The sequence below is a fragment of the Halobacillus sp. KGW1 genome (genome assembly GCF_001592845.1).
GTDB lineage: Bacteria > Bacillota > Bacilli > Bacillales > Halobacillaceae > Halobacillus.
This window is the reverse complement of sequence record NZ_LSOC01000002.1, coordinates 1,451,004-1,475,088: the sequence shown is the minus strand read 5'-3', so window position 1 is coordinate 1,475,088 and position 24,085 is coordinate 1,451,004. Positions and strand designations below refer to the sequence as shown.

Here is a 24,085-nt window from a genome sequence, read left to right as displayed (position 1 = left end):
GGGATACCATTCCTTTCAAGCCGCGCTGCTCAGCAGCGCGGCTTTTAACATGCATAATTTCCTGCCATTGTGGTATTTTCAATATATAACTTCTTGAAGGGATGGGGTGAACGTGTATGAATTCAATTATTAAAGAGAAACTGGCCGTTCTGCCCGACCAACCCGGCTGCTATTTGATGAAAGATAAGAACGATACCGTTATTTATGTGGGGAAATCCAAAGTTTTAAAAAACCGCGTACGCTCTTATTTTACCGGCGCTCATGACGGGAAGACCCAGAGGCTGGTGCGGGAAATTGTAAACTTTGAGTATATTGTAACGACTTCTGAAATTGAAGCCCTAATTCTCGAGATGAACTTAATTAAGAAGTACGACCCCAAGTACAATGTCCTGTTGAAGGATGATAAAACCTATCCATACTTGAAAGTAACAGGAGAACGTCATCCTCGCCTCATTGTCACGAGAAACGTGAAGAAGGATAAAGGGAAGTATTTCGGACCGTACCCGAACGTTATTGCCGCTCGTGAAACGAAGAAGCTTCTTGATCGACTGTATCCTCTTAGGAAGTGCAATACGATGCCGGACCGTGTTTGTTTGTATTACCACATGCATCAGTGTCTCGGCCCCTGTGAATTTCCTGTTTCCAAGGAAACAAATGAAGACATCGTACAGAGCATCACCTCTTTCCTGAGCGGAGGACATAAAGAGATCAAGAAAGACCTGAAGAACAAGATGCTTCAGGCTTCGGAAGCGCTGGACTTTGAGCGTGCGAAGGAGTTAAGGGATCAAATCGAACATATTGAATCGGTCATGGAACAGCAGAAAATGACGATGAACGATCAAGTAGACAGAGACATTTTTGGTTATGCTGTGGATAAAGGATGGATGTGTGTTCAGGTATTCTTCGTACGTCAAGGGAAGCTTATTGAAAGAGACGTCGCTCTTTTTCCATTTTTTGACGACCCGGAAGAGACGTTCCTCAGCTATATCGGACGATTTTATCTCCATCAAAATCATCCGTATCCGAAGCAGGTGTTGGTCCCTGTGGCTACGGATGTGAATGTTCTGGAAGGAGCGTTGGATACGAAAGTCCATATTCCGATGCGGGGGCGTAAGAAGGAACTGGTGGAACTCGCCAGGAAGAACGCCCAGATTTCTTTAGAGGAGAAGTTCGCCTTGATTGAGCGTGATGAAGAGCGGACAATTAAAGCCGTGGAGTCGTTGGGCAGCCATCTGCATATCGAAACGCCGCACCGGATAGAAGCTTTCGATAACTCGAACATCCAAGGAGCGGATCCGGTGTCTGCGATGGTCGTATTTATTGATGGAAAGCCGAATAAGAAGGAATACAGAAAGTATAAGGTAAGAGACGTAAAAGGGCCGGATGATTATGAGACCATGCGGGAGGTCATTCGAAGAAGATATACGCGGGTTCTTAAAGAGAATCTCCCTCTCCCGGATCTTATTGTTGTGGACGGCGGGAAAGGGCAGATGACAGCGGCTCTTGACGTCCTGGAGAATGAGCTGGGTCTTGACGTCCCGCTCTGCGGGTTGGCGAAGGACGATAAACACAAGACGAGTGAACTTCTTTATGGAGAACCGCCTGTCCCGATAGATCTTGACCGGAAATCGCAGGAGTTTTACCTTGTCCAAAGAATTCAGGATGAAGTGCACCGTTTTGCTATTTCTTTTCACCGCCAGCTGCGCGGAAAAGGAGCGATCCAGTCGGAATTGGACAGCATCCCCGGCGTAGGGGAAAAACGCAGACGGCTTCTGCTCCGTCATTTTAAATCTATACAGGCCATTAAAGAAGCGGACCCGACTGAAATTACGAAGCTCGGTGTACCCGAACCGGTCGCGCAGACGATTCTTGACCATTTAAATGAAGAAGAACCAGCTGAATGACAGCTGGTTCTTCTTTTTATGGTCGGAGTTAAGTACCTTCAGCCTTTCAGCGCCTTTATTTCCACCAAATTTTGTTTTTTATCCAATTCTTCAAAACACTCGTATGTATCGCCTGCGATCGCTTGGATCATTTCTGATAAGAAGCCGCACTCCAAACGAAAGTCGACGGGGAACAGCTTTTGATGAAGGCGCTTCTCAATGATGTGGCCCTTCAAATGAAACAGCATTTCTTTCTTCTTATCGTGAATGAGAACAAGTTCTCCCCATCCCATGTACTGGAAAAATTCATAAAGTTCATCAAAGGTTTCCATTTCTGTTTGTCTTGCCATGTTTTTACCCATGTAGTAGAGAAGGTAAGGGGCGTCTTTCCCTAAGAAATCCGGTAAGGTGTAGTACCGCATCAGGTCGAATCCGGCCCCTGTGCCTACAAGCGATGAAATGTTGCTCGTTGTTAACTTCGTAGATTCTTTCAAAACGCTCATTCCTTTCTACCCTCATTATCACTCGAAACGAAAAAGTCCGCAATATCCTTTCTGTATTTTTACGGGGGCGATGGCAAAAAAGTGAACAAAAAGAAGGGATATGAAGGGAATAGGAAATAAATGTGTTTTTTTGAGCAATATATGGATTAGCTTTCTTGACGCTAATAAAGGATAGAAGTACAATGAACTTGTCACAAATTGCACATTGGTCAGACAACTTGGGAATTTGGGGCTTTTCCTATTATTTTTTTAAGCGTTATTAAAGCGCTTAACTGTCTGAATAATGTTCATTTTCAATCAGTTATCATCTGAGGGGGGTAAATATGGCGGGAACACGCGGATACGTCAATCGAAGACTGCATTCACTGCTAGGAGTAGTACCGATCGGGATCTTTTTGATCCAACACTTGACTGTGAACTATTTTGCAACACGTGGTCCAGAAGCATTCAACGCGGCGGCTCACTTTATGGAGAGTCTGCCATATCGTTATGTACTGGAGATTTTCATTATCTTTTTACCACTACTTTTCCACTCTATTTATGGGGTGTATATTGCATTCACAGCTACGAGTAACATCTCCAATTTCAGTTATTTCAGAAACTGGATGTTCATCTTTCAGCGGATTACAGGAATTATTACGCTCATTTTCATTGCGTGGCACGTATGGGAAACAAGAATTGCCATCGGCTTTGGCTGGGCGGATCTGAACTATCAACTGATGGAGAGTATCCTTACTGAACCGTTCTTCTTCTGGTTCTACATAGTAGGGGTGGTTTCAACTACTTTCCACTTCTCTAACGGTCTATGGTCCTTCTTTGTCAGCTGGGGAATCACTGTTTCTCCACGCTCTCAAAAGATCATGACTTATGTAAGCATCATCGTCTTCCTGGCGATTTCTTACGTAGGTGTACGTACACTGATTCAATTCGCATACGGAATATAATAGATTTATAGAAACATAACTTTGATCGATTTATAGTATTCAAGGGAGTGAGCTTCAATCATGACTAATAAAAATATTGTTGTTGTCGGTGGAGGACTTGCCGGCCTAATGGCAACAATTAAAGCAGCTGAACAAGGGGTTCACGTGGATTTGCTCTCGATCGTTCCTGTTAAACGTTCTCACTCTGTCTGTGCCCAGGGCGGTATCAACGGGGCGGTTAACACAAAAGGAGAAGGGGACTCTCCTTGGGAACACTTTGACGATACGGTTTACGGAGGGGACTTCCTTGCCAACCAACCGCCTGTTAAGGCTATGTGTGAAGCGGCGCCTGGGATCATCCACCTGCTCGATCGTATGGGTGTCATGTTCAACCGTACACCGGAAGGACTGCTTGATTTCCGCCGCTTCGGGGGAACACAGCACCACCGTACAGCGTTCGCCGGTGCAACAACGGGGCAGCAGCTGTTATATGCGTTGGATGAACAAGTCCGTAGACACGAAGTAAACGGCCTTGTAACAAAATATGAGAATTGGGAATTTCTTTCCGCCATTATCGATGATTCGGGTGTCGGCAGAGGTGTCATCGGTCAAAACCTCAGCTCCCATGAAATAAAGGCGTTTCCTTCTGATGCTGTCATCATGGCTACCGGAGGTCCTGGAATCATTTTCGGTAAATCGACGAACTCTGTCATTAATACTGGTTCAGCTGCAGCAGCTCTTTACCAGCAGGGTGTCGATTATGCAAACGGTGAGTTCATTCAGATTCACCCGACAGCGATCCCCGGCGATGATAAACTCCGACTGATGAGTGAGTCTGCCCGCGGGGAAGGCGGCCGTGTTTGGACGTATAAGGATGGCGAACCTTGGTATTTCCTTGAAGAGAAATACCCGGCCTATGGAAACTTGGTGCCGCGTGATATTGCAACCCGTGAAATTTTCGATGTATGTGTCAACCAGAAGCTTGGTATTAACGGTGAAAACATGGTGTACCTGGACCTATCCCATAAAGATCCAAAAGAATTGGATGTCAAATTGGGAGGGATCATCGAAATTTATGAGAAGTTCGTAGGCGAAGATCCTCGTAAAGTACCGATGAAGATCTTCCCTGCCGTTCACTATTCCATGGGTGGTATGTGGGTCGACTATGACCAAATGACAAACATTCCTGGTATTTTTGCTGCTGGAGAATGTGATTACACGCAGCACGGTGGAAACCGACTTGGGGCAAACTCTCTGCTTTCTTCTATTTATGGCGGCATGGTCGCAGGACCGAACGCAGTGAAATATTTGGACGGGCTGGAGAAGCTTGCTGATGATATGTCTTCCACGCTCTTTGACGCGAAAGTGAAGGAAGAACAGGAGAAATTCGATGAAATTCTGAAGATGGACGGCGATGAGAACGCCTACCAGCTTCATAAAGAACTAGGGGAATGGATGACGGATAACGTGACTGTGGTTCGTCAAAATGACAAGCTTCTGAAAACAGATGAGAAGATTGTCGAATTGATGGAACGATACAAGCGGATCAACATCAATGATACTTCCAGGTGGAGTAACCAGGGAGCTATGTTTACCCGTCAGCTGTGGAATATGCTGCAGTTGGCCCGTGTTATTACCCAGGGAGCTTATAACCGTAACGAAAGCCGCGGCGCCCATTACAAGCCTGATTACCCGGAACGTAATGATGAAGAATGGTTGAAGACGACCGTCGCCAGCTACGATAAGGAAAACAATAAACCGGTCTTCCGTTATGACAAAGTAGATACATCCCTGATTGAACCTCGTAAACGAGACTATTCGAAGAGTAAATAATAAAGGAGGTCATGGATGATGAGTGAAAATAAAACGATTACGTTGATTATTACCCGCCAGGATCATCCGGATGAGCCGTCATACGAAGAGAAGTTTGAGGTGCCATACCGTCAGAATATGAACGTCATCTCTGCTCTCATGGAAATTCGTCGTAACCCCGTAAATGCGGATGGCGAAAAGACGACGCCTGTCTATTGGGATATGGGCTGCCTGGAAGAAGTCTGCGGCGCCTGCTCCATGGTCATCAACGGCACGCCGCGTCAATCGTGTACGGCGCTTGTCGATCAGCTGGAACAGCCGATCCGCCTGCAGCCGATGTCCACGTTCCCGATCAATAGAGACCTTGCTGTCGATCGTTCCCGTATGTTCGACTCACTGAAAAAAGTGAAAGCCTGGATCCCTATTGATGGAACGTACGACCTTGGTCCGGGACCGAGGATGCCGGAAAGCAAACGCCAATGGGCTTACGAACTATCCAAGTGTATGACATGTGGTGTCTGCTTGGAGGCTTGTCCGAACGTTAACAGCAAATCAGATTTCATTGGTCCTGCTCCTCTATCGCAGGTGCGTCTATTTAACTCCCACCCAACTGGAGAGTTGAATAAGAGCGAGCGACTGCAGACGATCATGGATGAAGAAGGCTTAATGGGCTGCGGTAATGCGCAGAACTGTGTGCAGGCTTGTCCGAAAGGGATCCCTTTGACGACATCCATCGCAGCACTTAACCGCGATACAGCAATCGAATCCTTTAAGAGCTTCTTTGGAAGTGACAAACGCATATAAGCGGAAAAACCCCCTTCGGTCTTCTCAGGCTGGAGGGGGTTTTTGACTCTAAGAGGGTTCGTGGGGTTGATGGTCGATAGATCGATAGTATAATAGGAATGATTGACTTTAGTTAAAGGGTGAGTCTTCTTGCAGAAATTCAAATGGCAGCAGTGGATAATCTTAGCGTTCTTCCTTATATCTGCCTGTTACTTAATCTTATTATCCATCACGCAGCCGTTTCTCGGGATCGATGTTGAATTTAAAGACGGGACCTGGGTGACGACAGATGTGCAGAGCGGCAGCTGGGGGGACAAGCATCAGGTTCCTGAAGGGGCAGAGCTGCTTTCTGTTGACGGTAAGGATCCGGGAGAGCACCGGTCGGTCAACATGTTCCATGAAGTGGAGATGGCCTCTTCTTTCACCGTTCAATATCAAGGCGAGGAGATTCAATACGACCATATTGATCACTCGAGTCCGTGGCACTGGGCTTTATATATTATTCTTCCCGCTGTTTTCTTTGTATTTATATTAGGAATCTCTTATTTAGTTCATAAACGGGTGCCGGAACGCTTTTCAGCCAAGCAATTGATTTTGTTCTTTTTGGCCATCGCCACTGGATACATCAGCAACAGCGGGGCAGTCCGGGATGACTTGTACAGTCTTTTTCTCAACACGAGCCTGTTTCTGGCGGCTCCCGTTATGTTGATGCAATTTATTTATAACTACTTTAAAGAATTAAAAATAACCTGGTTTTCCAAGAAGGTAGTTTACTGCTTATACGTGCTTGTCTTAGCAGTATCTCTTGCGGAAAGTTTCTTTTTAATGCGTCGTGATTACCCGGGATGGTTTGATCCTGTCCCGCCGTATCTTCTGCTTGGTCTATATATTGTTCTGTTCTTGATCGTTTTCAGGGGGCTCTATATTCACAGAGACTTCCCGGAAGCACCAATATTCAAGTACATGGCCATCGGTATCACCATCGCTTTCGGTCCATATATAGCTCTTTATCTCCTTCCAGCGCTGGTATTCGGCGTCAAAGTTATTTCGTTGGAATTGGCGGCGATGTTTCTGCTTGCACTTCCTGTAACGTTTCTATACTTAGTGACGAGGGAGCGGCTGATTGATATCAATTTCGTCATAAGCAGGGTGCGGTACTATTCCCTGTTATCGGCCCTTCCCAGTCTTCTGTTGACAACAGCAACAAACTTCTTTGTACAGGCGGAAATGTCCATTGTAACGAACGTTCAAATTTATCTTTCTTATCACATCGTGCTTATCATTTTCTTATCCATCAAAGAAGTTCTGGATTTCCGGCTGCAGCCCTATATGTTCTCAGCACGATACAGTTACCAGGAAAGTATGCACCGGATGGCGCAGGATATGAAGGAACAGTCCAACGCGGTCGATCTGATGAGGGTGATGCGCGAAGAGGTAAAGAATGTCCTGAACGTCCGGGAAATGTACTTCTATTCCAAACATAATAGAAGAAAAGTCTATTGTGTGTATGACCCCATTCCGCAGGATATCATTGATCATTTTGATAACCATTACCAAGACTATTCTTACGATATCGGTTCCATTATCGAGACGGATAAGGGCTTCGGGTTCGTCGTAGGTTACACCATGGATAAGGTCACGATGATGTGGTGTAAAGGGAAGAAGGACTACACATCCTTGAACAGAGATGAGAAGACGTACCTTCAGACGATTTCCTATAATGCGAACATCGCTATTCAGAACATGAGCCTGATTGAGGATCTTGTAAAGGAGTTACGCAAACTGAGAAGCGATCAGACACAGAAGTATCCAACGTGGCTTTCTCGACTTCTTTTCACGATCGCAGAAAATCAGAGGAAGCAGCTTTCCATTGACCTGCACGATACGGTTCTTCAGGAGCAGCTGTACTTATATCGGCGCATGGACGATTTGATCAGTCAGCGAAAAGACCTTCCAAAGAGTCTTCATTCAGAACTGCTGATGTATAAGGAGTCACTCCTTGACAGCATTCATTTAATTAGAGAAACATGCAACGAGCTCCGTCCTGCTTTCATAGAAGAGCTTGGACTTGTACAATCCTTGAAAAATCTGATTCAGCAATATCAGCTCCGCTCTAATTTCACGGTGTATTTTGCGCATGAGCGTTTCGACGCTGAATTGGATCAGGAGCGGATTCTGGCAATCTTCCGAATTGTACAGGAACTGTTGACAAATGCGATGAAACATTCCGATGCGAAGATCGTAAAACTGTCGCTGTCCAGTAACGAGGATCATGTAATGCTTTTATATTCTGATAACGGTAGAGGGATGGACTACTCGGTTCAACGGGATTTATTTTCCCATATCGGCCTATCGGGAATTGAACAGCGGGTAAATGGTTTAAACGGAAACTTATCGATAGAAACATCGCCTGGGGAAGGATTTAAAACAATTGTTACTTTTCCTTGTACGGCGAGCAAGGAGGTCCATGTATGAAGCAAGTATTAATTGTAGATGACCACCCGGCTGTTGGAGCCGGGACGAAAGCAATGCTGGAACAAGAAGGAGATCTTGTCGTGGATGTCACCCACGATAATGAAATGGTTCTTTCCATTATGGAAGAAAACGATTATGATATCGCTTTGCTGGATTTATACATGCCCGGCATAAATGGTATTGAACTCGCGAAAAAAATACGCAATAACTACCCGGACATCAAGCTTCTCATCTATACAGGGTTCGACTTGAGCACACACTTCAATATGCTGGTCGAAGCAGACATTAACGGTTTTGTAAGCAAAACCGCGACAAGTGAGCAGCTGTTGACCGCTATTCGATGCGCCGCAAGAGATGAAGTCGTTATTCCCCTTCATCTCTTTAAACAGCTGCGCCGCTCAGAAGCAAGCGTCAGTGGAAATGCGGAGGAGAAAGAGAAGAATAACGGCCTCTCCTTAAATGAGAAAGAACAGTCGATTCTTAAGGAAGTGGCATCCGGCTTAACGAACCGTGAGATTGCCCAGCTGCTGCATATGTCACAGCGGAGTGTGGAATACACGCTTACCGGGATTTTCAATAAGCTGAATGTAAGATCCCGTACAGAAGCCCTCTTCAAAGCGCAGGAACTCGGGCTTGTGACTAAATCTTGAAAGCGAAGCACAGGGCAACCTTATGCCTCATACGATAACATTGACTAAATAATTCCCCTCGCTCAGCTCAGAGACAACAAGGAGGGGTACGCTTGTGAAGGAGGACGGCTATCGGCCAACACAAATTCTTACCAAGCGGGAGCGAGAAGTTTTCGAGCTTCTGGTGCAGGATAAAACGACTAGGGAGATCGCAAAAGAGCTCTTCATTTCAGAGAAGACTGTGCGGAATCACATTTCAAATGCTATGAGTACCTTTTGCAAACCATCTGTTGTTAATGATTAAGTAGTTGTTTTCTAAATAATAAAACGAAAAGCCCTGGCAATTGCCAGGGCTTTTCGTTTTATTGCTACTGATTGCTTTTTTGTGCTCTTTTAATCTTTCCTTGTATCCTACTTTGAATAATAAGTAAAACAAAACCTAGCGCCATTAGCGGATAAACGTACGCCATTTTCCCATTGCTAAATACTATTATTAATGCAGATAATAGGGTAGCAGAAACAATTATCTGGATGATTATTAGCTTTTTGTTTAAACTCATGCTAACCCTCCTAAATGGTTGATTATATTAATTATACTTAATAATATAATAATTTTAAAGGTAATGTTTATCGGTTAATACATATATCTTCTTGGCTCGCTCTTAGTTACATCAATTAATTTGGTACGTAAATTATCTTTGTACCAATATGTAAGATCTCTAGTGTATTCAGCTCCTGTACTTCTGTCAATTCCTCTTTGTTTGAACTTTGTGTACCATAAATTTTTATAACCTAACTGCGTAGCCGAGTTAGCCAAATCTATTGCTGCAGGAATTGGCATTCTAGCTATACCAAGAAGAAGTGTTGTAGTAAAAGTCACTCCATTATGATCTCTTGAAATACTGGAACGGATTACTCGGTCTGTGTGCCAATCTACAGTACCTACAGGGCCTGGGTGGTGCGCATTTGCATCGGGAGAAACAATAGCTCCATCACTTATTTTTTTTACTGATACATCCTTGTTTGTGTTAATACTTTCTTTTGTAATCTCCTCAGCTGCTACCACATTAGTTGAAAAACCAACTCCAGCTGCAAGACCCACTGCTAAAGCCACAACAGTGAATTTTTTTCTAACAAAAATAATGAATTCCTCCTTTGTTCTGTTTACCAAGTCGAAATTTTACAATTTCTTTCGACAAATAAAATGCTACCATAAACAAATATTAACTTGTAGGGGATGTAACTTGGGAAAGTACTATCCGTAAATCTGCTTTAAGAGGGTTGTTTTGTCAAGACTTTCATGACATTCATATTTTAAGCTACGGTTTTTAATGATATTTATTCTATCCACACAGAGTTTGTGGGTGACTTTAAAATCATTCACCCACCGCTCAATAATATGAGGATCGCTTAAATCGTATTTAGAGACCATGTGATACGGAAGTGCTGCATAAAGGGTAAAGTGTCGTGCGTCCCTCTCTTGAAGCTCTCGAAAGGCGTCAGGCATCATGGACTGGATGCCTACGTGTCGGAGGATATGTCCAAGTTCATGATAAAACTGTTCCTTCTGTACCAGCTTGTCTTCGCGGGCGTCTAGGGTGATCCCTTTATATCTTCCATGTATGAGGTAGCTGGGAGATATGGGTTTCCGGTGGAGAAATATGTCCATTTTTCTTGCTATCGTTACAGCTTTCAGTTGATTAGGGTTACTTATTCGCATTCGTATGTACCAGTTGGTAACCCAGTCTTCCAAATGTGTAGTATTGTAAGTAGGAAAATACAAGATAATCACCGTCCTCTATAATAATTATACGAACAATTGTTCCCGTTTTCAATTAGAATACAAAAGATACTTTAAAAAATGCAAAAAAAATTTTATAATAAATCAAAGTGCTAGATTAAGAGGAGTTGTCTGCCAATGAATAAAAGAGTAAACAACTTTATAAAAAAGGGATTTGATCTTATGGAAAAAGAGCAGGATTCTAGCTTGGATTTTCATAACAAAATTTCTAAGGACATAAACAAAGCAAAAGAGCGCCTCGAAAAGCGCTCAAAAATGAGAAAAATTATTCGAAATAAACAGCAATAGGATTCACTACAAAATCTCCATTCTGAACCAGATTTAGATGCTCAATTAGCATTTCATCTGTCGCCCCTTTAAACACTTCTATACTTTCTCTTATAGCATCTTTCTCATTAAACGAATTAGGTTCTCCTTTTTTTTCTAATTTACGAGTTATTTTTGCGAGAACCTTAACTTTTGCTCCGTCATATCTATTACCATATTTAAAAAGCATCATATTTCTGTTTTCCCTTAGAAAATTTTCCTTCAAAGGTGCAATTGCGTTCGTGGTTTTTATGAATACATTTGAGGGCATAAACTTTTTTAGCATTCCTAAAATTTCTCTGTATTCTGTGAATTCTTCAGATACTTTTTTAGATTCTGCATTGAAAATCTTATTTACTTCGTCTCTTTGTTGTTTTTGTTCTTTAGATGTAAGTTTAGAGTCTTGGTTTATCTCAGTGAGTTCATTGTCCTTCAAGCTTTTCATTTCCTTCACTTGCATATCTACCATACCTTCAGAGAATGCGATTTCAAAAGTGTTAAGATCTATCAGTTCAAAACTTGATTCTATTAAAACGTAACCTTTTTCGTCGTCTATAACAGTTAATTGTGTAAGTGAGGAATTTTCTTCTAAATATCTTTCGAACTCAATTAAAGAGTTATCATGTAATTTTTTTGATATTAATTCCCTGCCTACATCAGATTCTTGCCAAAAAGTCTTTTCAGCACTATACTTTCCTGGTTCGAAATGCAGTTTTATACCGCCTTCAGGTGTTTCCACTATAGTGGGTATACTAAACTTGCCACTTTTCCCTTCTAACTCTGTAAAATTTTTTGACTGATGGCCCTGCATTTGTTCTAAGTTTTCAAATGAAGACTCTTCAAACTCGTTCGTGTAATCAGTGGGAAGTCCTCCATTCGTTTGAGCTAAAAATGAATGTAAGAAGTCTGTATCCAAATAAAGTATCTCTCTCATGGTTATTGCCTCCTAATAAAGCTAAATTTGATAAAAATAAACACGTCCCCAGACGTGTTTATTTTCTTGTGATTACTCAAATATCATCAGCTTCCTCGTAATCATCAGTTTTATGCTGTTTATTTTTGCTCTTGTTGTATAAGAATTCGAAGTATTCATCCATGCGGCGGAGCTCATCCGGCCCCATCTCTTTCCACTTCTCTATATCCCAGAACCCTGCATCCTGGACATCATACTTCTCGAAAAGCTTGTTGAGCTCTTTAAGCGGGTCGAAAGAGTACTCGGTCGGCTTGTCCAAGTTTGGCTGATCGGTCCGACCTAACAGATAATCGGTAGTAACATTATAGTAGTCTGCAATTTTTTGAAGAGTATCGTAATCAGGTCTACGCTTGTCTACTTCATAATGTGCATAAGTACCCCGTGTGATATTTAACTTCTCAGCTATCTCTGATTGAGTTAGTTTTTGGGTTTGGCGGAGGTATTTTATTCTTTTCCCTATCATGGAAAGCACATCCTAAACAATTAATTATCTTTAATTATAATGTAGCGAATAGATACATTGAAAGAAATGTAGCGAAAAAGCGCAAATATGTATTGACAGTAGCGTTATGCTACATTATGATAAGATTAAGAAGTCGCGAAACGCTACAAAGGTGGTGATAATATGAGTCAAAGAGTGTGGTTAATTAACAAAAGGAAGAGCATGAAGCTTACTCAGCTTCAGGTTGCCCAGAGCGCCAGTATTGAGAGGGCTTATTATACTCAAATAGAAAATGGCAAGCGCAATCCCAGTGTCAAAGTAGCGAAAAACATAGCTAACGTCCTATCATTCGAATGGTCGCTTTTTTTTGAAGTTAATTGTAGCGAAAAGCGACAATTGAGGAAGGAGGTGATCTGATTGAGTAAAGAAAAGAATACAGTATCTGCTGCAACAGATGTTGAAAAGAAGCGAGATGAAATCAAGCAGATGCGTGACATGATCAGTAAGTCTTTGGCTGAAATAAAATTATCGCTCATTAAAGCATTGGAGGCGACTAATGATGATTACAGTCAAATCTTCAAGCAAATCCAAAGGTTAGAGCGCAGCGATAAAGAACCGATACAAATCAAGCATATGGCTCCACGACATATTGCTGATTTACTCGACACCTCGATCAGCCAGGCAGTAGCGCTTCAGGCTGGAAAGAAACTATCTGTCGTAATGGACTCTACTAAGCTCCAAAAGATACTTTCAGCACCTGCTGCAACAGATGCTGAAGCATATCAATTGTACAAAAATAAAAAGCTGCTTAGAGAACAAAGAGAAAGAACAAGGTTAGAGAGCGTTTGGTATTCCATCTATCCACCGGATAGGACTCCACCTGAAGATATAGATGTCTTCCGGCGATGGGAAAGGTTCTTGTTCAAATCTTACGGGCTATCTCTAGAAGCTCATGAAAGAGCTCTTGATGATATTGCTGAAGGACGTCAGCCGTCATTCGAGAGTTGATCTCTATAACTTTAGTTATGAAATCCTCTACAGCCCAATCGGAATTTTCGTTCAAGCTGTGAAAAGTTTCTTTGGCAAGATCCGTTATATTTTCTCGCTCACTTTCTAGCTTACGAGAAATTTGGTCATGAAAATCAAATTCGAAATTTTGTCCAGACATTTTGCACACCTCCTTTACTAGTACCAGTTTACTAGATAAAGAAGAGGAACGTATGCAAAATTCATGGTTTGTCCCATGCGCTCGACACCATATACATGAAGTGAGGTGATGCTATGGCTAAGAAAGGCCAGACGAAAAAGAAGTCTCCATTGGTGCTCGTCAATGAACGGTTCGGGACGATCCCGGCGAAGGAAGCCTTTGAAAAAGCGCTGGCGCCTTATTTCGATCACAACAACACGATCGAAAAGCTGATGAAATGATTCCATATTTTAACTTTATCTTGTGGCCGTGTATTTAAGAACCGGATGCAAAATACAAAACAAAGGGGGCTTCACCCGTGAATGCTGGACAAGCATTAAAAGAATTGAGGGAATCACTTGGACTTACACAGGCTGCCGTCGCCCACGATTTGAACATCAGCAAACAATCTGTTTCCCATTATGAATCGGGACGGAGGACGTTCCAGGAAGACGTGGCGCAGGAGTCGCTGCAAACATACGATGATCCGGTTTACGCGATGAGCATTATTAGTGAATTCTCCGGAGGATATACAGCGCAGCGCTTAAACGGAAAGTCTTTAGAATGGCACCGACTAAGTCTAGAGGAGTTCGCCATCCAGGAGGTGCAGGAAGTCGTAGACATACTTAACCAAGTCAGCTTAATCAAACCGCCGAATGAAACGACCGCAGAAGAAAAAGAGCGTATCGCAGAAGCGATTGATGAAATATTGGATGCCGAGATGGCACTGGGTAACTTGAAGGCGATCCTGGGCAGGCAGTACAAGATATCAATCAAGGAACGTGTGAAGAAAAGAAAGCCGGTTTGGACCGCCAAAGGTTGGATTGAATAAGGAGGATGGAAATGAATATTGACCAGTTTTTAATCAGTGATCTAAGGCATGTTGCAAGAGAGATGAACTGCTTGAAGGATCTACACCAGCAATTGAGAATGCAAACGGCGGAAATGGACATGCCTGGCGTAATGAACACTTGCTTGGATATCCAACGCAGCGTGTCTGCACTAGAAGAAATGAAAATGAAGAAAGAACGGCAGGGAGAGCTACTTGCTATCTCAAAGAAATTGTATTGGGAAGGCGTCTTATGCTCTGTTGTCAGGAGGTATGAAAATGAGGCAATTAGAAGCTCTTGATTTTGCATACTTGATTCTTTTTGTAGGTGCACTCATCTTTATGTGCCATTCCATGATAAGTGGATAGGGAGGGAAGATAATGAAGGGCCACTTAGTAAAAATAGTCTGTAAACAAAGAAAAGCCACCTGGATGGCCGTCCAGATGACTAAAGGTGAAATTTATTGGTAAACCCACTATACCATGCTTTCCTGAGTTGAAGCAAGGTCATAGGCGACAGGTCAGCCTGTCGTTGAGGACAGGAACGGAATCCTCCTCCATTCTAATGAAGAACGCGTTATCCGCCGTTCCTGTTCTCAACGATGCGCTGGCATCAGTTAGGAGGTAAAAGAGGTGAAGGAAAAAGCAATGGATCAGTACACCTGTATAAGTGAGCTGTGCGAACGGACGTTTTTCGTCCGAGTCGATGAAGACCCTTCCATGTGTCCGCACTGTGGAGGTGCAGCAGATTTTGATTTTGAGGTTGCTGTAGTCGTAAGGAAAGAAAGCGAGGCGCTGAAACATGGTGTTTGAGGTTGAGTTTTGCACACCAAAAGGAAAAGGCGACTTCGAGACGATCCACCGCGAGCTGATCCTGTCCAAGGGAGTAAACAGCTGCAAGGAGATCGCGAACGAAATCGCCGGGTCCATGAGAGAAAAAGACATCCGAATATTTATCGGTGACTTTTTCGATTGATTTTCTTCATTTTATCACATTGGAAGATGATTGGGGAGGATCGCGCTGGAAGTCAGGAAAAGAAGGGTCTCCATCCCACACCATTACTTGTGGATGTCCCGAGCTAATAAAGAACCAAGAAGGCTGTTGAAGCGATATGTAGGCGGTTATATCCGGAATACGCATCCAGGGTGGGAGCTTGTAAGGATTGAACGTATGCACGCGATAATCGAAAGGAGGGGCGAATAGTGAACTACATCAAAGAGATGAATGCATTTTATGATTGGCTCGAAATAAATGAACTGTCTCCATCAGCGATTAACTTATGGTACGCACTGATGCACATAAATAATAAAGCTGGATGGGCAGAAACATTTACGGTAGCTGAATCGGTGCTGCAAGTGAAGACAGGGTTGACTGATCGCACCTTACGGAAAGTCAGGAATGAGTTAAAACAGAAAGGCCGTGTTGATTTTATTTCCCGGAAAGGTGGACGAGCACCTATCTATAACATCGTTCCATTTGAAGCTACGGAAAAAAATTCCGCAGTTCGTGCCGCAGTTCGTGCCGAGGGTCGTTCCGGAGATAGTGCCGGAGGTCGTTCCGCATTAATTAAACTAAACGAAACGAAACAGAAACGAAACAAAGCCAGCTCTTACACCACATATCAGGAAATATGGGGAGTACCGAGTGGACGTGATCAGCATATGCTGGCGAGCTACACGGATGACCTTGGAGATGACCTGGTGATCGAGGCAATGCGCAGAGCGCAGAACGAAAGCAAGAATTTCAGCTTTGCGATTGGCATTTTGAAAGACTGGTACAGAAAAGGGCTTGCAACGCTTGAAGAAGTTTCAAAGGATGATGACGAATTTGAAAAGCGAAAGAAGAAATATGGCACTCCTAAGGCGCCTTCACAAAGTCGTTACGGAGGAGTCTTCTAGAAAGGAGTTATCTTCATGAATAGTGCAGCAGAGGCAATGAGGAATAACATGACAAGACTGAACTTGAAAGGCATTAAGCAGATTGGTACACGCACTTGTGAAACTTGTGAAAAACAAATACCAATTATGCAACGGATTGATGCCGATGGCGAAGTACATGAGGTATCGGATTGTCTGAATTGCCAAACGAACGAGATCCGGAAGTCGTTGCCCAAAATCGAGGACCTTGAAACAAGAAAAGTCGCGGGATTCTCAACTAGATATGAGAGAGTACCTAGTAAAATCCGAGGTAAGACTGTATCGGAATACAAGGCGGAAACGGAGACCGAAAGGAATATGCGCATGGCGGTCGCTGAATATATCCGTGACTTTGGTAAAACAGAACACCATTCATTAATTCTTAAGGGGTCGATGGGACTAGGTAAAAGCCATCTGGCTTATGCTACAGGTGCAGCACTCAGAAGAAACGGATATGCCACTATGTTTATCTCCAGTGATGATCTATTGAGACTAATTAAGAGCACCTACCAGGACAATAAAGGCATTGATGAAATTACCATCTTTTCGATGATTGAAAAACTGGACTTGCTGGTTTTCGACGAGATAGGAGCAGAATACCACAATCGCAAAGATGATCATGAGACATGGGCTTCGGAACAAATACTCAAAGTGGTTGAGCTCCGGGAGGACAAGCCGACCATCTTCACGACAAACTATGGTTCTGAGGAAATGGAGCGAAAATATGGTGCTATCCAAGGTGGTCGTATTATATCTCGAATGATGTCTGGTGCTAAATCTATTAAAGTGGAAGGCCGCGACAGGAGAATACAAGAATTTTAGGAGGGAAGCCAATGTGTGAAACATGCCGTGGGCGCGGGAAATATTACAACTATGAGAACTCCATTACATACGTGATTCCTTGCCCGAATGAACCTTGCCGGTTAGCTGCACAAGAACGATCTAAAAAGGAGATTCAAAGAATTAAAGCAGAACTAGCACGATTGAAGGAGGAAAGCGCGTGAAGACATTGAGGAAAGACACCTTCCTCCCGAAAACAGGCGAGAATGTAATCATCTTGGATAATCTCGAATTCGGTTTCCCTAAGGGGCAGCTTGAAGAGATCAGGGAGGACTGGGAAGCTGGCATTGACATCGAACAGATCAAATTTAAACAACAGCGACCTGCAGACGAAATCTTTTTAGCTTTGTTCCACCTTGCACGACTCGGAAAGATCAAAAGGCCTTTCGGAAGGAGAATTTGATGAAGGCGAGTGAATTGGATTTTAAAACGCAGCATGTCATTGAGCAGTTGAATGAGCTTGGATTTGAAGATACGGAAGATTTGTCTTATGGCGAGCTGGTGAGGAAGCTAGCGATGGCACGGGCGTTGGAAGTCGATGTCACCAGCGATCAAAATAAATGGTTCTAGGAGGTATATCTATGAATCTACATCCTACCCGGCTGAGTGCAGGTGTGGAAGAAAGAAGAAGGCAGCTCATTCACAAACTTTGGATAATGGGATATACGGAAGATCGTGTCGGTAAGCGAACACAAGAAATGACTCTTACAGAGCTGGAGCAGATCAACATTAATATGGAGTGTAGGAAGGCGAGGGAACTGAAATGAATTCATTGATTTTACCCAAGCATCTCCTTATATGTGATTTATGTAATGGGACAGGCAAGAAAAAGGCTCTAACAAAGGAAGTCTGTAATAAGTGTTCGGGACAGGGAGTTATTACACCGGAGGAAGAGGGGGAAACGTGATGGATCTGATCACAGGTTGTTTTCTTTGTACTTGGATGGATAGTTTTAAAATGGGCTGAGGGGAAATGAAAAGTGCAGAAAGAAAAATGGTAATACCTTTTTAAAGTCGAAGATGGCCATGATGTTTATGTTTATCAGCCAATGAGTCCTAAACAAATTCAAGAGTTCCAAAAGCTTGGTTGGAAGGTTAAGAAAATATAAAAAAACCAGAGCATAAGCCCCGGCTACGATGAAATCTGACAATCTCATTATAGCATATTTCAAGGGGGCTTATACATTGGCAGATATGAAGAATCAAGACATGATTGCAGAAATAGATTTGATGAAAAATGGTGTGTACGTAGTAAAAGATGGTTTGATGGTCGAAGCCCCAGCTCCTGTAAAAGGATATGGAGCTTTGACGATCAACTGGCAGGGAGGCAAGCCCTGTCACGGGAAGGTGGAAGAAACCTTCAAATTCTAAGGAGGAGATATCAATGGCTGCATTAAATAGTTCCTTGAAGTTGATCCAGAGCTCATTACTCATCACCTGGTACGTTATATGGATCCCGATGAAAGGGTTTCTGTCTCTGTTCTTCAATATCGGAAAATAAATCTAGAAAGAACTGAATAAGCTTATCGGAAAAACCGAGAGCACTGATTACGAGTTGCAAGCGATGCAGCTGTAATTGGTGCTCTTTTTATTTGGAGAGGGTGGTTGGATGAGTCAGCAGTTTCGCAATCAACTTAAAGCATATAAAAAGAAGAATGGTATGAATACGCCGCATCCTAAGAGCAAGAAGGAGAGACCTGCAGAACAATTCAGTCAGCAAGATTTAGAAGACCTTATGGGGATGCACCGTCCTACATACCAACGTGGACGCGGTGGAGCTATCAAACAAAAATAAAAGGAGTGGTCACATGGGGCAATTGAATTTTAACTTACCAGAAATCGATCGAGAGAAAACGAGGAAAAACGTTGAAGCTGCACTGGAGAAATATCATATCTACCTGCTGATGGACCCGGCCGAGATTGCACCAAATATCACTTCATCCTTCAAAATCACTCCGCCCTCCAACAACAATCAATTTCACTCATCAACAGAAAGCACAGCTATTGATCGGATTGATAAAGACGAGGAAAGAAGAAGGTACGTGGAGAAGATAAGGCGTGCCGTAAACCGATTGGCTCATAAAGAGCGCTCCGTCATTGTTAAACGCTATATGGAGGAAGAAGACATGCTCGACTATATCGCTTATAACGAGCTGGGATTCAGTGAAAGACATTACTACCGGGTCAAGTCCAGGGCCTTTTATAAGCTGGCGTTCATCCTACGTATTGAAGTCTACAAAGAGGAGGTGACAGCATGAATTACGTACAGCCGATAAGGGACATCGTAAAGGTCGAGAAGATGAAGGAATACTTGAAAGGGAAGCGAGAACGGGACTACATCATGTTTCTTCTAGGGATAAGCACCGGTCTCCGTATATCCGATATTCTGAAGCTAAAGAAAGAAGATTTGCTCAAGTCTCATATACAAATCAAAGAGACCAAGACGACCAAGGCCAAGCGAATTAAAATACCTGGCTATATAAAAAAGGAAATTATTCCTTATGCGAAGAAGTTAGAAGATGGGGAATTTGTCATAAAGAGTCGGCAGGGAGAGAATAAAGCTATAGACCGATCGACTGCCTACCGCATTCTACGAGAAGCTGCAGAGAGAGTGAATTTGAAGGAGATAGGCACACACACATTGAGGAAGACGTTCGGCTACCACTTTTATAAGCAGACGAAGAACATAGCCATGCTGCAGGAGATATTTAACCACAGCGATCAGCACATCACCTTACGCTATATCGGCATCAATCAGGATGCGCTGGACAAGGCCATGGACAAATACAGGATTTAACTTTTTTATTTTTTGCTATTACTACAACATAAATAGGTGTTGCGTGCACTCGTTTAAAGAACAGCCCTGCGGGCTTATATACCGGGGCTTATGGCGAATAGGCGAGTGCAACACTCTATGTGTTATGTATCAGTAAAGAAGGACTTTATTGTGCTTTATAGAATAAAGATATAGTTATAATAATCCAAATTTATTATTTATAAGTTTTTTCTATGGAGGATGATTAAAATATGATTTGTATGCCTGATGTTTTATATCACGGAACTAATTCTGAGGCTCTAAAAAAAATGAAGACAAAAACTGGATTTATCAATAAGAATTTTTGGTTAGATGAGAAGGATTTTGGTCCGGCTTTCTATACAACTTCTTCTTTAAAACAAGCGAAAAAGTTTGCTATTCGTAACTCTAAGCTAGATATTAATCATTACTCTAACCCATGTGTCATCCAATTTAAATGTAAAAGGTTAGAAATTGAAAGGCTAAATAATGATGTCTTCTTAGGGGTGTCATTTGATTGGGCTCAATTAATACATGAGTATAGAGTGAAAAGAAAACGTGATCTCAAAGAGATTGTTTTTGGTCCACTAGCCGATAATCGAATAGAGGGAGTTATTTCAGAATGTAGAAGAGAAGAAAAAAGCATAGATTGGTTATATGAGAAATTGATTAGAGGTAACGATGGAAAGTGCATCCAAGATTTTGACGATCAACTAGTTTTTTGTAAAGAAGATATAGCCAAGGATTTTTTAACAGTTGAAGGGACGTATACTTGCACTAATAAAGGGGGGTGGTTATATGAGGGAATCCAAGACGCTGAGCTATTATAAACAGGATATTTTAGATTCGCTTAAGGATTACTTTTCAAGCAAAGAAGCTGAAGAGGTACTCTTTAAATATATGCAAATCATAGATGCAATGGAAGAAGATGTTCCTCCAAAACAACTTGCAGACAGAATTTACAACCACAGTCTAAAGAAAGAGGACGTAAAAGTATGGCTTCGTCATATAAGATCATTTGATGAAGATGATGGTGTTGAATTTGTCAAAAAAGGATATGGTGGAAATCAGATAATACCATATAAAGTTCTTCAAGACGTGAATAAGCATACAAGCCAATCGTATATTCCTTCAGTAGTAATTGAAAATGGAAGAAATAATATAAGAAATAGACCAAAAAAAACACGCCATACGCAAAACAGAGGTTTTGGAAGTAGACCCGCAACAAGCTTGAATAGGTTGAAAAGAGGGGAACCCCGATTTACCAAGAAGAAATAAAAAAGAATGGCAGATTATTGACAGGTTTTGGTCAGTTAATGTCCTTTTAAATCAGTTATGATTATATATATAGAACTTTTAAGACACCTAAACTTAGGTGTCTTTTTTTGAGGTGTTATATATGTCTAAAGCTTATGCCAAATGGTTTTATCAATCTAAAGCGTGGCGCAAGTGTAGACGATCTTACTACTTATCCCAGCACGGGTTATGTGAGCGGTGTCCAGCACCGGGAAGGATCGTACACCATATTGTGTACATAACACCGGCGAACATCAATGATCCAAACGTGACGCTTAATCATGACAACCTGGAGCTGCTTTGCCAAGACTGTCACAACCGTGAGCACCATCAGCAGCATGAGGTGACAAGAGGTGATGTCATGTTCGATGAAGACGGTAACTTAATAAGGAGTAGATCATGATGGAAGGTATTGATTTGTTTGTAAAGATGAAAAACATTTTAGATGACATCATTGATGCCTATGAAAGAGAAGATGAGGAGGAACTGGAAACTGCGCTCGGCAAATTCTATATCTTCTGCATGAAGTTGCAGAAACAACAGCACTAGACTCCCCCCTATTAATTCTTCGAGGGACCCATATGGGGCACCGAGAGGGGGACAAAACTTTAACGCACAGGTCATTCTACGTAAGGGGGGGTTCCGCAAAATGGCAAAGCCGGCGCAGAAGACCCAGATCAAGAAGATAGACGAAGAAAAGAAAAAGCTCCTTGAATTATTTAAGGATATTTCGGAAGAGAAGAAGAAAGTTGCGGAGAGATTGATTGAGCGAGTCGCTTTTATGACGATTACGCTTGAAATACTGGAAGATGATATTCAACGGAAAGGTCCGACTTATAAATTCACGCAAGGATCCCAGAGTATGTATGTAGAGAATCCTGCTCAGCGATCTTACAATACAATGATCAATCGCTATACATCAGCTGTCGAAAAGCTGTTTAACATTCTCCCGAAAGAAGAAGCTCAAGTAAAAGATGATGGATTCGATGAATTCATGGAACGTCGATGACCTATTTAAAAAACAATCCAATCATTGAATACCATGAAAAGTTACAGTCGGGAGAAGAAGTAGCTTCGAAAAAAGTCATAAAAGTATATAAGCACCTGGTAGAAGACATTATCGAAAAAGAAGATTGCGAATGGGAGTATGATCCAGAGAAAGCCGGTCACGCAATCGAATTTATTGAGCGTTTTTGCAAGCATTCAAAAGGTAAGATGGGCGGAAAGCCGTTTATCCTTGAATTATGGCAACTTGCTTTAATAGCAGCGATGTTCGGCATTGTTCATAAGTTGGATGGTACAAGGAAATATCAGGAGTCCGTTCTGATTGTCGCCCGGAAAAATGGGAAATCGACGATAGCTGCAGCCGTTGCTTTGTATTTGCAGATTGCTGACGGGGAGTTAGGTCCTGAAATCTATGCGGTGGCCACAAAAAAGGACCAGGCGAAAATCATCTGGTTGGAAGCCAAGCGCATGGTCAAGAAGTCGCCGGTCCTTAGAAAGCGAATCAAACCATTAGTTTCGGAGATGGTTTCTGAATTCAACGACGGAACATTTAAACCATTGGGGCGCGATTCTGAAACAATTGATGGGTTGAACGTTCATGGTGCTACATTTGATGAAGTACACGCTTGGAAAGATATGAACATGTACGATGTAGTTGTAGATGGTACCTCCAGTAGGGATAATCCATTAATCTTTATTACATCGACAGCGGGAACCGTTCGAGAGTCGGTTTTTGATCGGCTATATGATGAATGTGAAATGGTAATTAACGGTTATGATGATCCAGAAGGTTATAAAAATGAACGGCTGCTGCCTATCATTTATGAGCTGGATGCCCGAAAAGAATGGACCGATGAGAAGACCTGGAAGAAGGCAAACCCAGGGCTCGGAACCATTAAAAAAGTAGAATCACTTAAACAGAAAGTCAACAAGGCAAAAGCGAATTCAATGCTTGTTAAAAACTTGGTGTGTAAAGACTTCAACATCAGGGAGACAAATGGCGAAGCATGGTTGACGTTCGACCAGCTTAACAATATGGACAAGTTTAATATTGAAGAACTCAAACCGCGGTATGGAATCGGCGGAGTGGACTTAGCTTCCACCACCGATTTAACATGTGCCACGGTTATTTTTATGGTTCCAAATGATGAAAGCATTTATGTCGAGCAGATGTACTGGCTTCCAGCTGACTTAATTGAAAAAAGGACGGAGGAAGACCGGATCCCTTATGACAAATGGGTGGAGCAGGGGTATATGCGTCTGAGTGAAGGAAATAAGGTACATTACCGTGATGTTACTAAGTGGTTTGTTGAGATGCAGCAGGAAAAGGACCTATACATCCCATGGATCGGTTACGATGCTTGGAGCGCCACCTATCTGGTGGAAGAACTGCAGAATCATTTTGGGAAGGATAGCGCCGAGGCTGTCATCCAAGGTAAAAAGACGTTATCGGCACCAATGAAATCGCTGGGGGCTGACTTGGAAAATAAGAGAATCGTCTATAACAATAATCCTATCCTTAAATGGTGTCTGTCTAATGTGTCTTACGAGGAAGACAAGAACGGAAACATTCAGCCAATTAAGGGCAACAACAGTAAGCGTCGGATTGACGGTATGGCTAGTTTGCTGGATGCCTATGTTGTGTACGAACGGCATTTGGAAGAGTATTTAGCGATGATTTAAAGGGGG

At 42.5% G+C, this 24,085-nt stretch carries 37 protein-coding genes; 31 read left to right on the top strand and 6 right to left on the bottom strand.

Annotation, left to right across the window (positions count from 1 at the left end):
• The first annotated feature begins 116 nt into the window (after window positions 1-116).
• The gene (uvrC, locus tag AXG56_RS08350; protein WP_008635229.1) at window positions 117-1,904 is read left to right on the top strand and encodes an excinuclease ABC subunit UvrC; all 1,788 of its coding nucleotides are present in this window, start codon (window positions 117-119) and stop codon (window positions 1,902-1,904) included.
• A 38-nt stretch (window positions 1,905-1,942) separates the two neighbouring features.
• Here the strand turns inward: uvrC and AXG56_RS08345 are convergent, their stop codons facing one another.
• Window positions 1,943-2,386: a YslB family protein gene (locus AXG56_RS08345; protein ID WP_026577126.1), complete on the bottom strand. Its 444-nt coding sequence runs from the start codon at window positions 2,384-2,386 to the stop codon at window positions 1,943-1,945.
• Window positions 2,387-2,709: 323 nt separating this feature from the next.
• On the opposite strand from AXG56_RS08345, the gene AXG56_RS08340 reads away from it, so the two are divergent.
• The 6 genes from AXG56_RS08340 to AXG56_RS08315 all read left to right on the top strand — a co-directional run bounded on the left by AXG56_RS08340 (window position 2,710) and on the right by AXG56_RS08315 (window position 9,312).
• Entirely contained in the window at window positions 2,710-3,330 is a 621-nt protein-coding gene (locus tag AXG56_RS08340; protein WP_008635225.1) for a succinate dehydrogenase cytochrome b558 subunit, read from the top strand.
• A gap of 60 nt (window positions 3,331-3,390) precedes the next feature.
• Window positions 3,391-5,142 carry a succinate dehydrogenase flavoprotein subunit gene (gene sdhA / locus AXG56_RS08335; RefSeq protein ID WP_026577128.1) on the top strand — a complete coding sequence of 584 codons (1,752 nt, stop codon included), beginning with the start codon at window positions 3,391-3,393 and terminating at the stop codon, window positions 5,140-5,142.
• 18 nt (window positions 5,143-5,160) lie between these two features.
• Window positions 5,161-5,925: a succinate dehydrogenase iron-sulfur subunit gene (gene sdhB / locus AXG56_RS08330; RefSeq protein WP_008635214.1), complete on the top strand. Its 765-nt coding sequence runs from the start codon at window positions 5,161-5,163 to the stop codon at window positions 5,923-5,925.
• 129 nt (window positions 5,926-6,054) lie between these two features.
• Window positions 6,055-8,379: a sensor histidine kinase gene (locus AXG56_RS08325; protein WP_008635213.1), complete on the top strand. Its 2,325-nt coding sequence runs from the start codon at window positions 6,055-6,057 to the stop codon at window positions 8,377-8,379.
• A complete protein-coding gene (locus AXG56_RS08320; protein ID WP_008635212.1) occupies window positions 8,376-9,029 on the top strand; it encodes a response regulator transcription factor in 654 nt (217 codons plus the stop codon). The genes AXG56_RS08325 and AXG56_RS08320 overlap by 4 nt, the downstream gene beginning before the upstream one ends.
• Window positions 9,030-9,123: 94 nt before the next feature.
• Window positions 9,124-9,312 carry a LuxR C-terminal-related transcriptional regulator gene (locus AXG56_RS08315; RefSeq protein ID WP_062514000.1) on the top strand — a complete coding sequence of 63 codons (189 nt, stop codon included), beginning with the start codon at window positions 9,124-9,126 and terminating at the stop codon, window positions 9,310-9,312.
• A gap of 64 nt (window positions 9,313-9,376) precedes the next feature.
• On the opposite strand, the gene AXG56_RS08310 is transcribed toward AXG56_RS08315, so the two are convergent.
• The 3 genes from AXG56_RS08310 to AXG56_RS08300 all read right to left on the bottom strand — a co-directional run bounded on the left by AXG56_RS08310 (window position 9,377) and on the right by AXG56_RS08300 (window position 10,677).
• Window positions 9,377-9,568, bottom strand: a complete 192-nt coding sequence (locus AXG56_RS08310) for a hypothetical protein (RefSeq protein WP_062513998.1) — start codon at window positions 9,566-9,568, stop codon at window positions 9,377-9,379.
• Between the two features lie 74 nt (window positions 9,569-9,642).
• A complete protein-coding gene (locus AXG56_RS08305; protein WP_062513996.1) occupies window positions 9,643-10,179 on the bottom strand; it encodes a hypothetical protein in 537 nt (178 codons plus the stop codon).
• A gap of 84 nt (window positions 10,180-10,263) precedes the next feature.
• Entirely contained in the window at window positions 10,264-10,677 is a 414-nt protein-coding gene (locus AXG56_RS08300; protein ID WP_369815266.1) for an ImmA/IrrE family metallo-endopeptidase, read from the bottom strand.
• Between the two features lie 249 nt (window positions 10,678-10,926).
• Here AXG56_RS08300 and AXG56_RS19435 point away from each other — a divergent pair, with 249 nt between their 5' ends.
• A complete protein-coding gene (locus AXG56_RS19435; protein ID WP_161484906.1) occupies window positions 10,927-11,097 on the top strand; it encodes a hypothetical protein in 171 nt (56 codons plus the stop codon).
• Here AXG56_RS19435 and AXG56_RS08295 read toward each other — a convergent pair.
• Window positions 11,075-12,049 carry a hypothetical protein gene (locus AXG56_RS08295; protein WP_062513993.1) on the bottom strand — a complete coding sequence of 325 codons (975 nt, stop codon included), beginning with the start codon at window positions 12,047-12,049 and terminating at the stop codon, window positions 11,075-11,077. The two genes, AXG56_RS19435 and AXG56_RS08295, sit on opposite strands and share 23 nt — an antisense overlap.
• A 76-nt stretch (window positions 12,050-12,125) precedes the next feature.
• A complete protein-coding gene (locus AXG56_RS08290; RefSeq protein WP_062513991.1) occupies window positions 12,126-12,551 on the bottom strand; it encodes a helix-turn-helix domain-containing protein in 426 nt (141 codons plus the stop codon).
• 162 nt (window positions 12,552-12,713) lie between these two features.
• Here AXG56_RS08290 and AXG56_RS08285 point away from each other — a divergent pair, with 162 nt between their 5' ends.
• From AXG56_RS08285 to AXG56_RS08205, 23 genes are all read left to right on the top strand, one after another.
• Window positions 12,714-12,947: a helix-turn-helix transcriptional regulator gene (locus AXG56_RS08285; protein WP_062513989.1), complete on the top strand. Its 234-nt coding sequence runs from the start codon at window positions 12,714-12,716 to the stop codon at window positions 12,945-12,947.
• Window positions 12,948-13,538 (top strand): hypothetical protein, encoded by a 591-nt coding sequence (locus tag AXG56_RS08280; RefSeq protein ID WP_062513987.1) that lies wholly within the window; start codon window positions 12,948-12,950, stop codon window positions 13,536-13,538.
• Between the two features lie 273 nt (window positions 13,539-13,811).
• The gene (locus AXG56_RS19650; protein WP_201029304.1) at window positions 13,812-13,958 is read left to right on the top strand and encodes a hypothetical protein; all 147 of its coding nucleotides are present in this window, start codon (window positions 13,812-13,814) and stop codon (window positions 13,956-13,958) included.
• A 77-nt stretch (window positions 13,959-14,035) separates the two neighbouring features.
• Window positions 14,036-14,548, top strand: a complete 513-nt coding sequence (locus tag AXG56_RS08275) for a helix-turn-helix transcriptional regulator (protein WP_062513985.1) — start codon at window positions 14,036-14,038, stop codon at window positions 14,546-14,548.
• Between the two features lie 11 nt (window positions 14,549-14,559).
• Window positions 14,560-14,847 carry a hypothetical protein gene (locus tag AXG56_RS08270; protein WP_062513983.1) on the top strand — a complete coding sequence of 96 codons (288 nt, stop codon included), beginning with the start codon at window positions 14,560-14,562 and terminating at the stop codon, window positions 14,845-14,847.
• Window positions 14,848-15,178: 331 nt separating this feature from the next.
• Window positions 15,179-15,358, top strand: coding sequence for a hypothetical protein (locus AXG56_RS08265; protein WP_062513981.1), 180 nt, complete (start codon window positions 15,179-15,181; stop codon window positions 15,356-15,358).
• A complete protein-coding gene (locus AXG56_RS19430; protein ID WP_161484905.1) occupies window positions 15,348-15,521 on the top strand; it encodes a hypothetical protein in 174 nt (57 codons plus the stop codon). Before AXG56_RS08265 ends, AXG56_RS19430 begins: the two co-directional genes overlap by 11 nt.
• Window positions 15,522-15,748: 227 nt before the next feature.
• Window positions 15,749-16,444 (top strand): DnaD domain protein, encoded by a 696-nt coding sequence (locus tag AXG56_RS19140; RefSeq protein ID WP_082794451.1) that lies wholly within the window; start codon window positions 15,749-15,751, stop codon window positions 16,442-16,444.
• 15 nt (window positions 16,445-16,459) lie between these two features.
• Window positions 16,460-17,284 carry an ATP-binding protein gene (locus AXG56_RS08255; protein WP_062513979.1) on the top strand — a complete coding sequence of 275 codons (825 nt, stop codon included), beginning with the start codon at window positions 16,460-16,462 and terminating at the stop codon, window positions 17,282-17,284.
• A gap of 11 nt (window positions 17,285-17,295) precedes the next feature.
• Window positions 17,296-17,466, top strand: coding sequence for a hypothetical protein (locus tag AXG56_RS19425; RefSeq protein ID WP_161484904.1), 171 nt, complete (start codon window positions 17,296-17,298; stop codon window positions 17,464-17,466).
• Window positions 17,463-17,705, top strand: a complete 243-nt coding sequence (locus AXG56_RS08250) for a hypothetical protein (RefSeq protein ID WP_062513977.1) — start codon at window positions 17,463-17,465, stop codon at window positions 17,703-17,705. Before AXG56_RS19425 ends, AXG56_RS08250 begins: the two co-directional genes overlap by 4 nt.
• Window positions 17,705-17,872, top strand: a complete 168-nt coding sequence (locus AXG56_RS19420; RefSeq protein WP_161484903.1) for a hypothetical protein — start codon at window positions 17,705-17,707, stop codon at window positions 17,870-17,872. Before AXG56_RS08250 ends, AXG56_RS19420 begins: the two co-directional genes overlap by 1 nt.
• Window positions 17,873-17,883: 11 nt before the next feature.
• Window positions 17,884-18,069 (top strand): hypothetical protein, encoded by a 186-nt coding sequence (locus tag AXG56_RS08245; protein WP_062513975.1) that lies wholly within the window; start codon window positions 17,884-17,886, stop codon window positions 18,067-18,069.
• Between the two features lie 426 nt (window positions 18,070-18,495).
• Complete coding sequence (locus AXG56_RS08240) at window positions 18,496-18,672, top strand: DUF3954 domain-containing protein (RefSeq protein ID WP_082794457.1); 177 nt, start codon at window positions 18,496-18,498, stop codon at window positions 18,670-18,672.
• 238 nt (window positions 18,673-18,910) lie between these two features.
• Window positions 18,911-19,096, top strand: coding sequence for a hypothetical protein (locus tag AXG56_RS08235; RefSeq protein WP_062513971.1), 186 nt, complete (start codon window positions 18,911-18,913; stop codon window positions 19,094-19,096).
• Window positions 19,097-19,109: 13 nt separating this feature from the next.
• Complete coding sequence (locus AXG56_RS08230) at window positions 19,110-19,559, top strand: ArpU family phage packaging/lysis transcriptional regulator (protein WP_062513969.1); 450 nt, start codon at window positions 19,110-19,112, stop codon at window positions 19,557-19,559.
• Window positions 19,556-20,098, top strand: coding sequence for a tyrosine-type recombinase/integrase (locus AXG56_RS08225; RefSeq protein WP_062513966.1), 543 nt, complete (start codon window positions 19,556-19,558; stop codon window positions 20,096-20,098). Before AXG56_RS08230 ends, AXG56_RS08225 begins: the two co-directional genes overlap by 4 nt.
• A 230-nt stretch (window positions 20,099-20,328) precedes the next feature.
• Window positions 20,329-20,925 carry a DUF3990 domain-containing protein gene (locus AXG56_RS08220; RefSeq protein ID WP_062513964.1) on the top strand — a complete coding sequence of 199 codons (597 nt, stop codon included), beginning with the start codon at window positions 20,329-20,331 and terminating at the stop codon, window positions 20,923-20,925.
• The gene (locus AXG56_RS08215) at window positions 20,894-21,373 is read left to right on the top strand and encodes a hypothetical protein (protein ID WP_062513962.1); all 480 of its coding nucleotides are present in this window, start codon (window positions 20,894-20,896) and stop codon (window positions 21,371-21,373) included. The genes AXG56_RS08220 and AXG56_RS08215 overlap by 32 nt, the downstream gene beginning before the upstream one ends.
• A gap of 121 nt (window positions 21,374-21,494) precedes the next feature.
• A complete protein-coding gene (locus AXG56_RS19135) occupies window positions 21,495-21,794 on the top strand; it encodes an HNH endonuclease (protein WP_082794450.1) in 300 nt (99 codons plus the stop codon).
• Window positions 21,794-21,940, top strand: a complete 147-nt coding sequence (locus tag AXG56_RS19415; protein WP_161484902.1) for a hypothetical protein — start codon at window positions 21,794-21,796, stop codon at window positions 21,938-21,940. The genes AXG56_RS19135 and AXG56_RS19415 overlap by 1 nt, the downstream gene beginning before the upstream one ends.
• A 100-nt stretch (window positions 21,941-22,040) precedes the next feature.
• Window positions 22,041-22,400 (top strand): hypothetical protein, encoded by a 360-nt coding sequence (locus AXG56_RS08210; protein WP_062513960.1) that lies wholly within the window; start codon window positions 22,041-22,043, stop codon window positions 22,398-22,400.
• Window positions 22,397-24,079, top strand: coding sequence for a terminase large subunit (locus AXG56_RS08205; RefSeq protein WP_062513958.1), 1,683 nt, complete (start codon window positions 22,397-22,399; stop codon window positions 24,077-24,079). Before AXG56_RS08210 ends, AXG56_RS08205 begins: the two co-directional genes overlap by 4 nt.
• Window positions 24,080-24,085 lie beyond the last annotated feature (6 nt).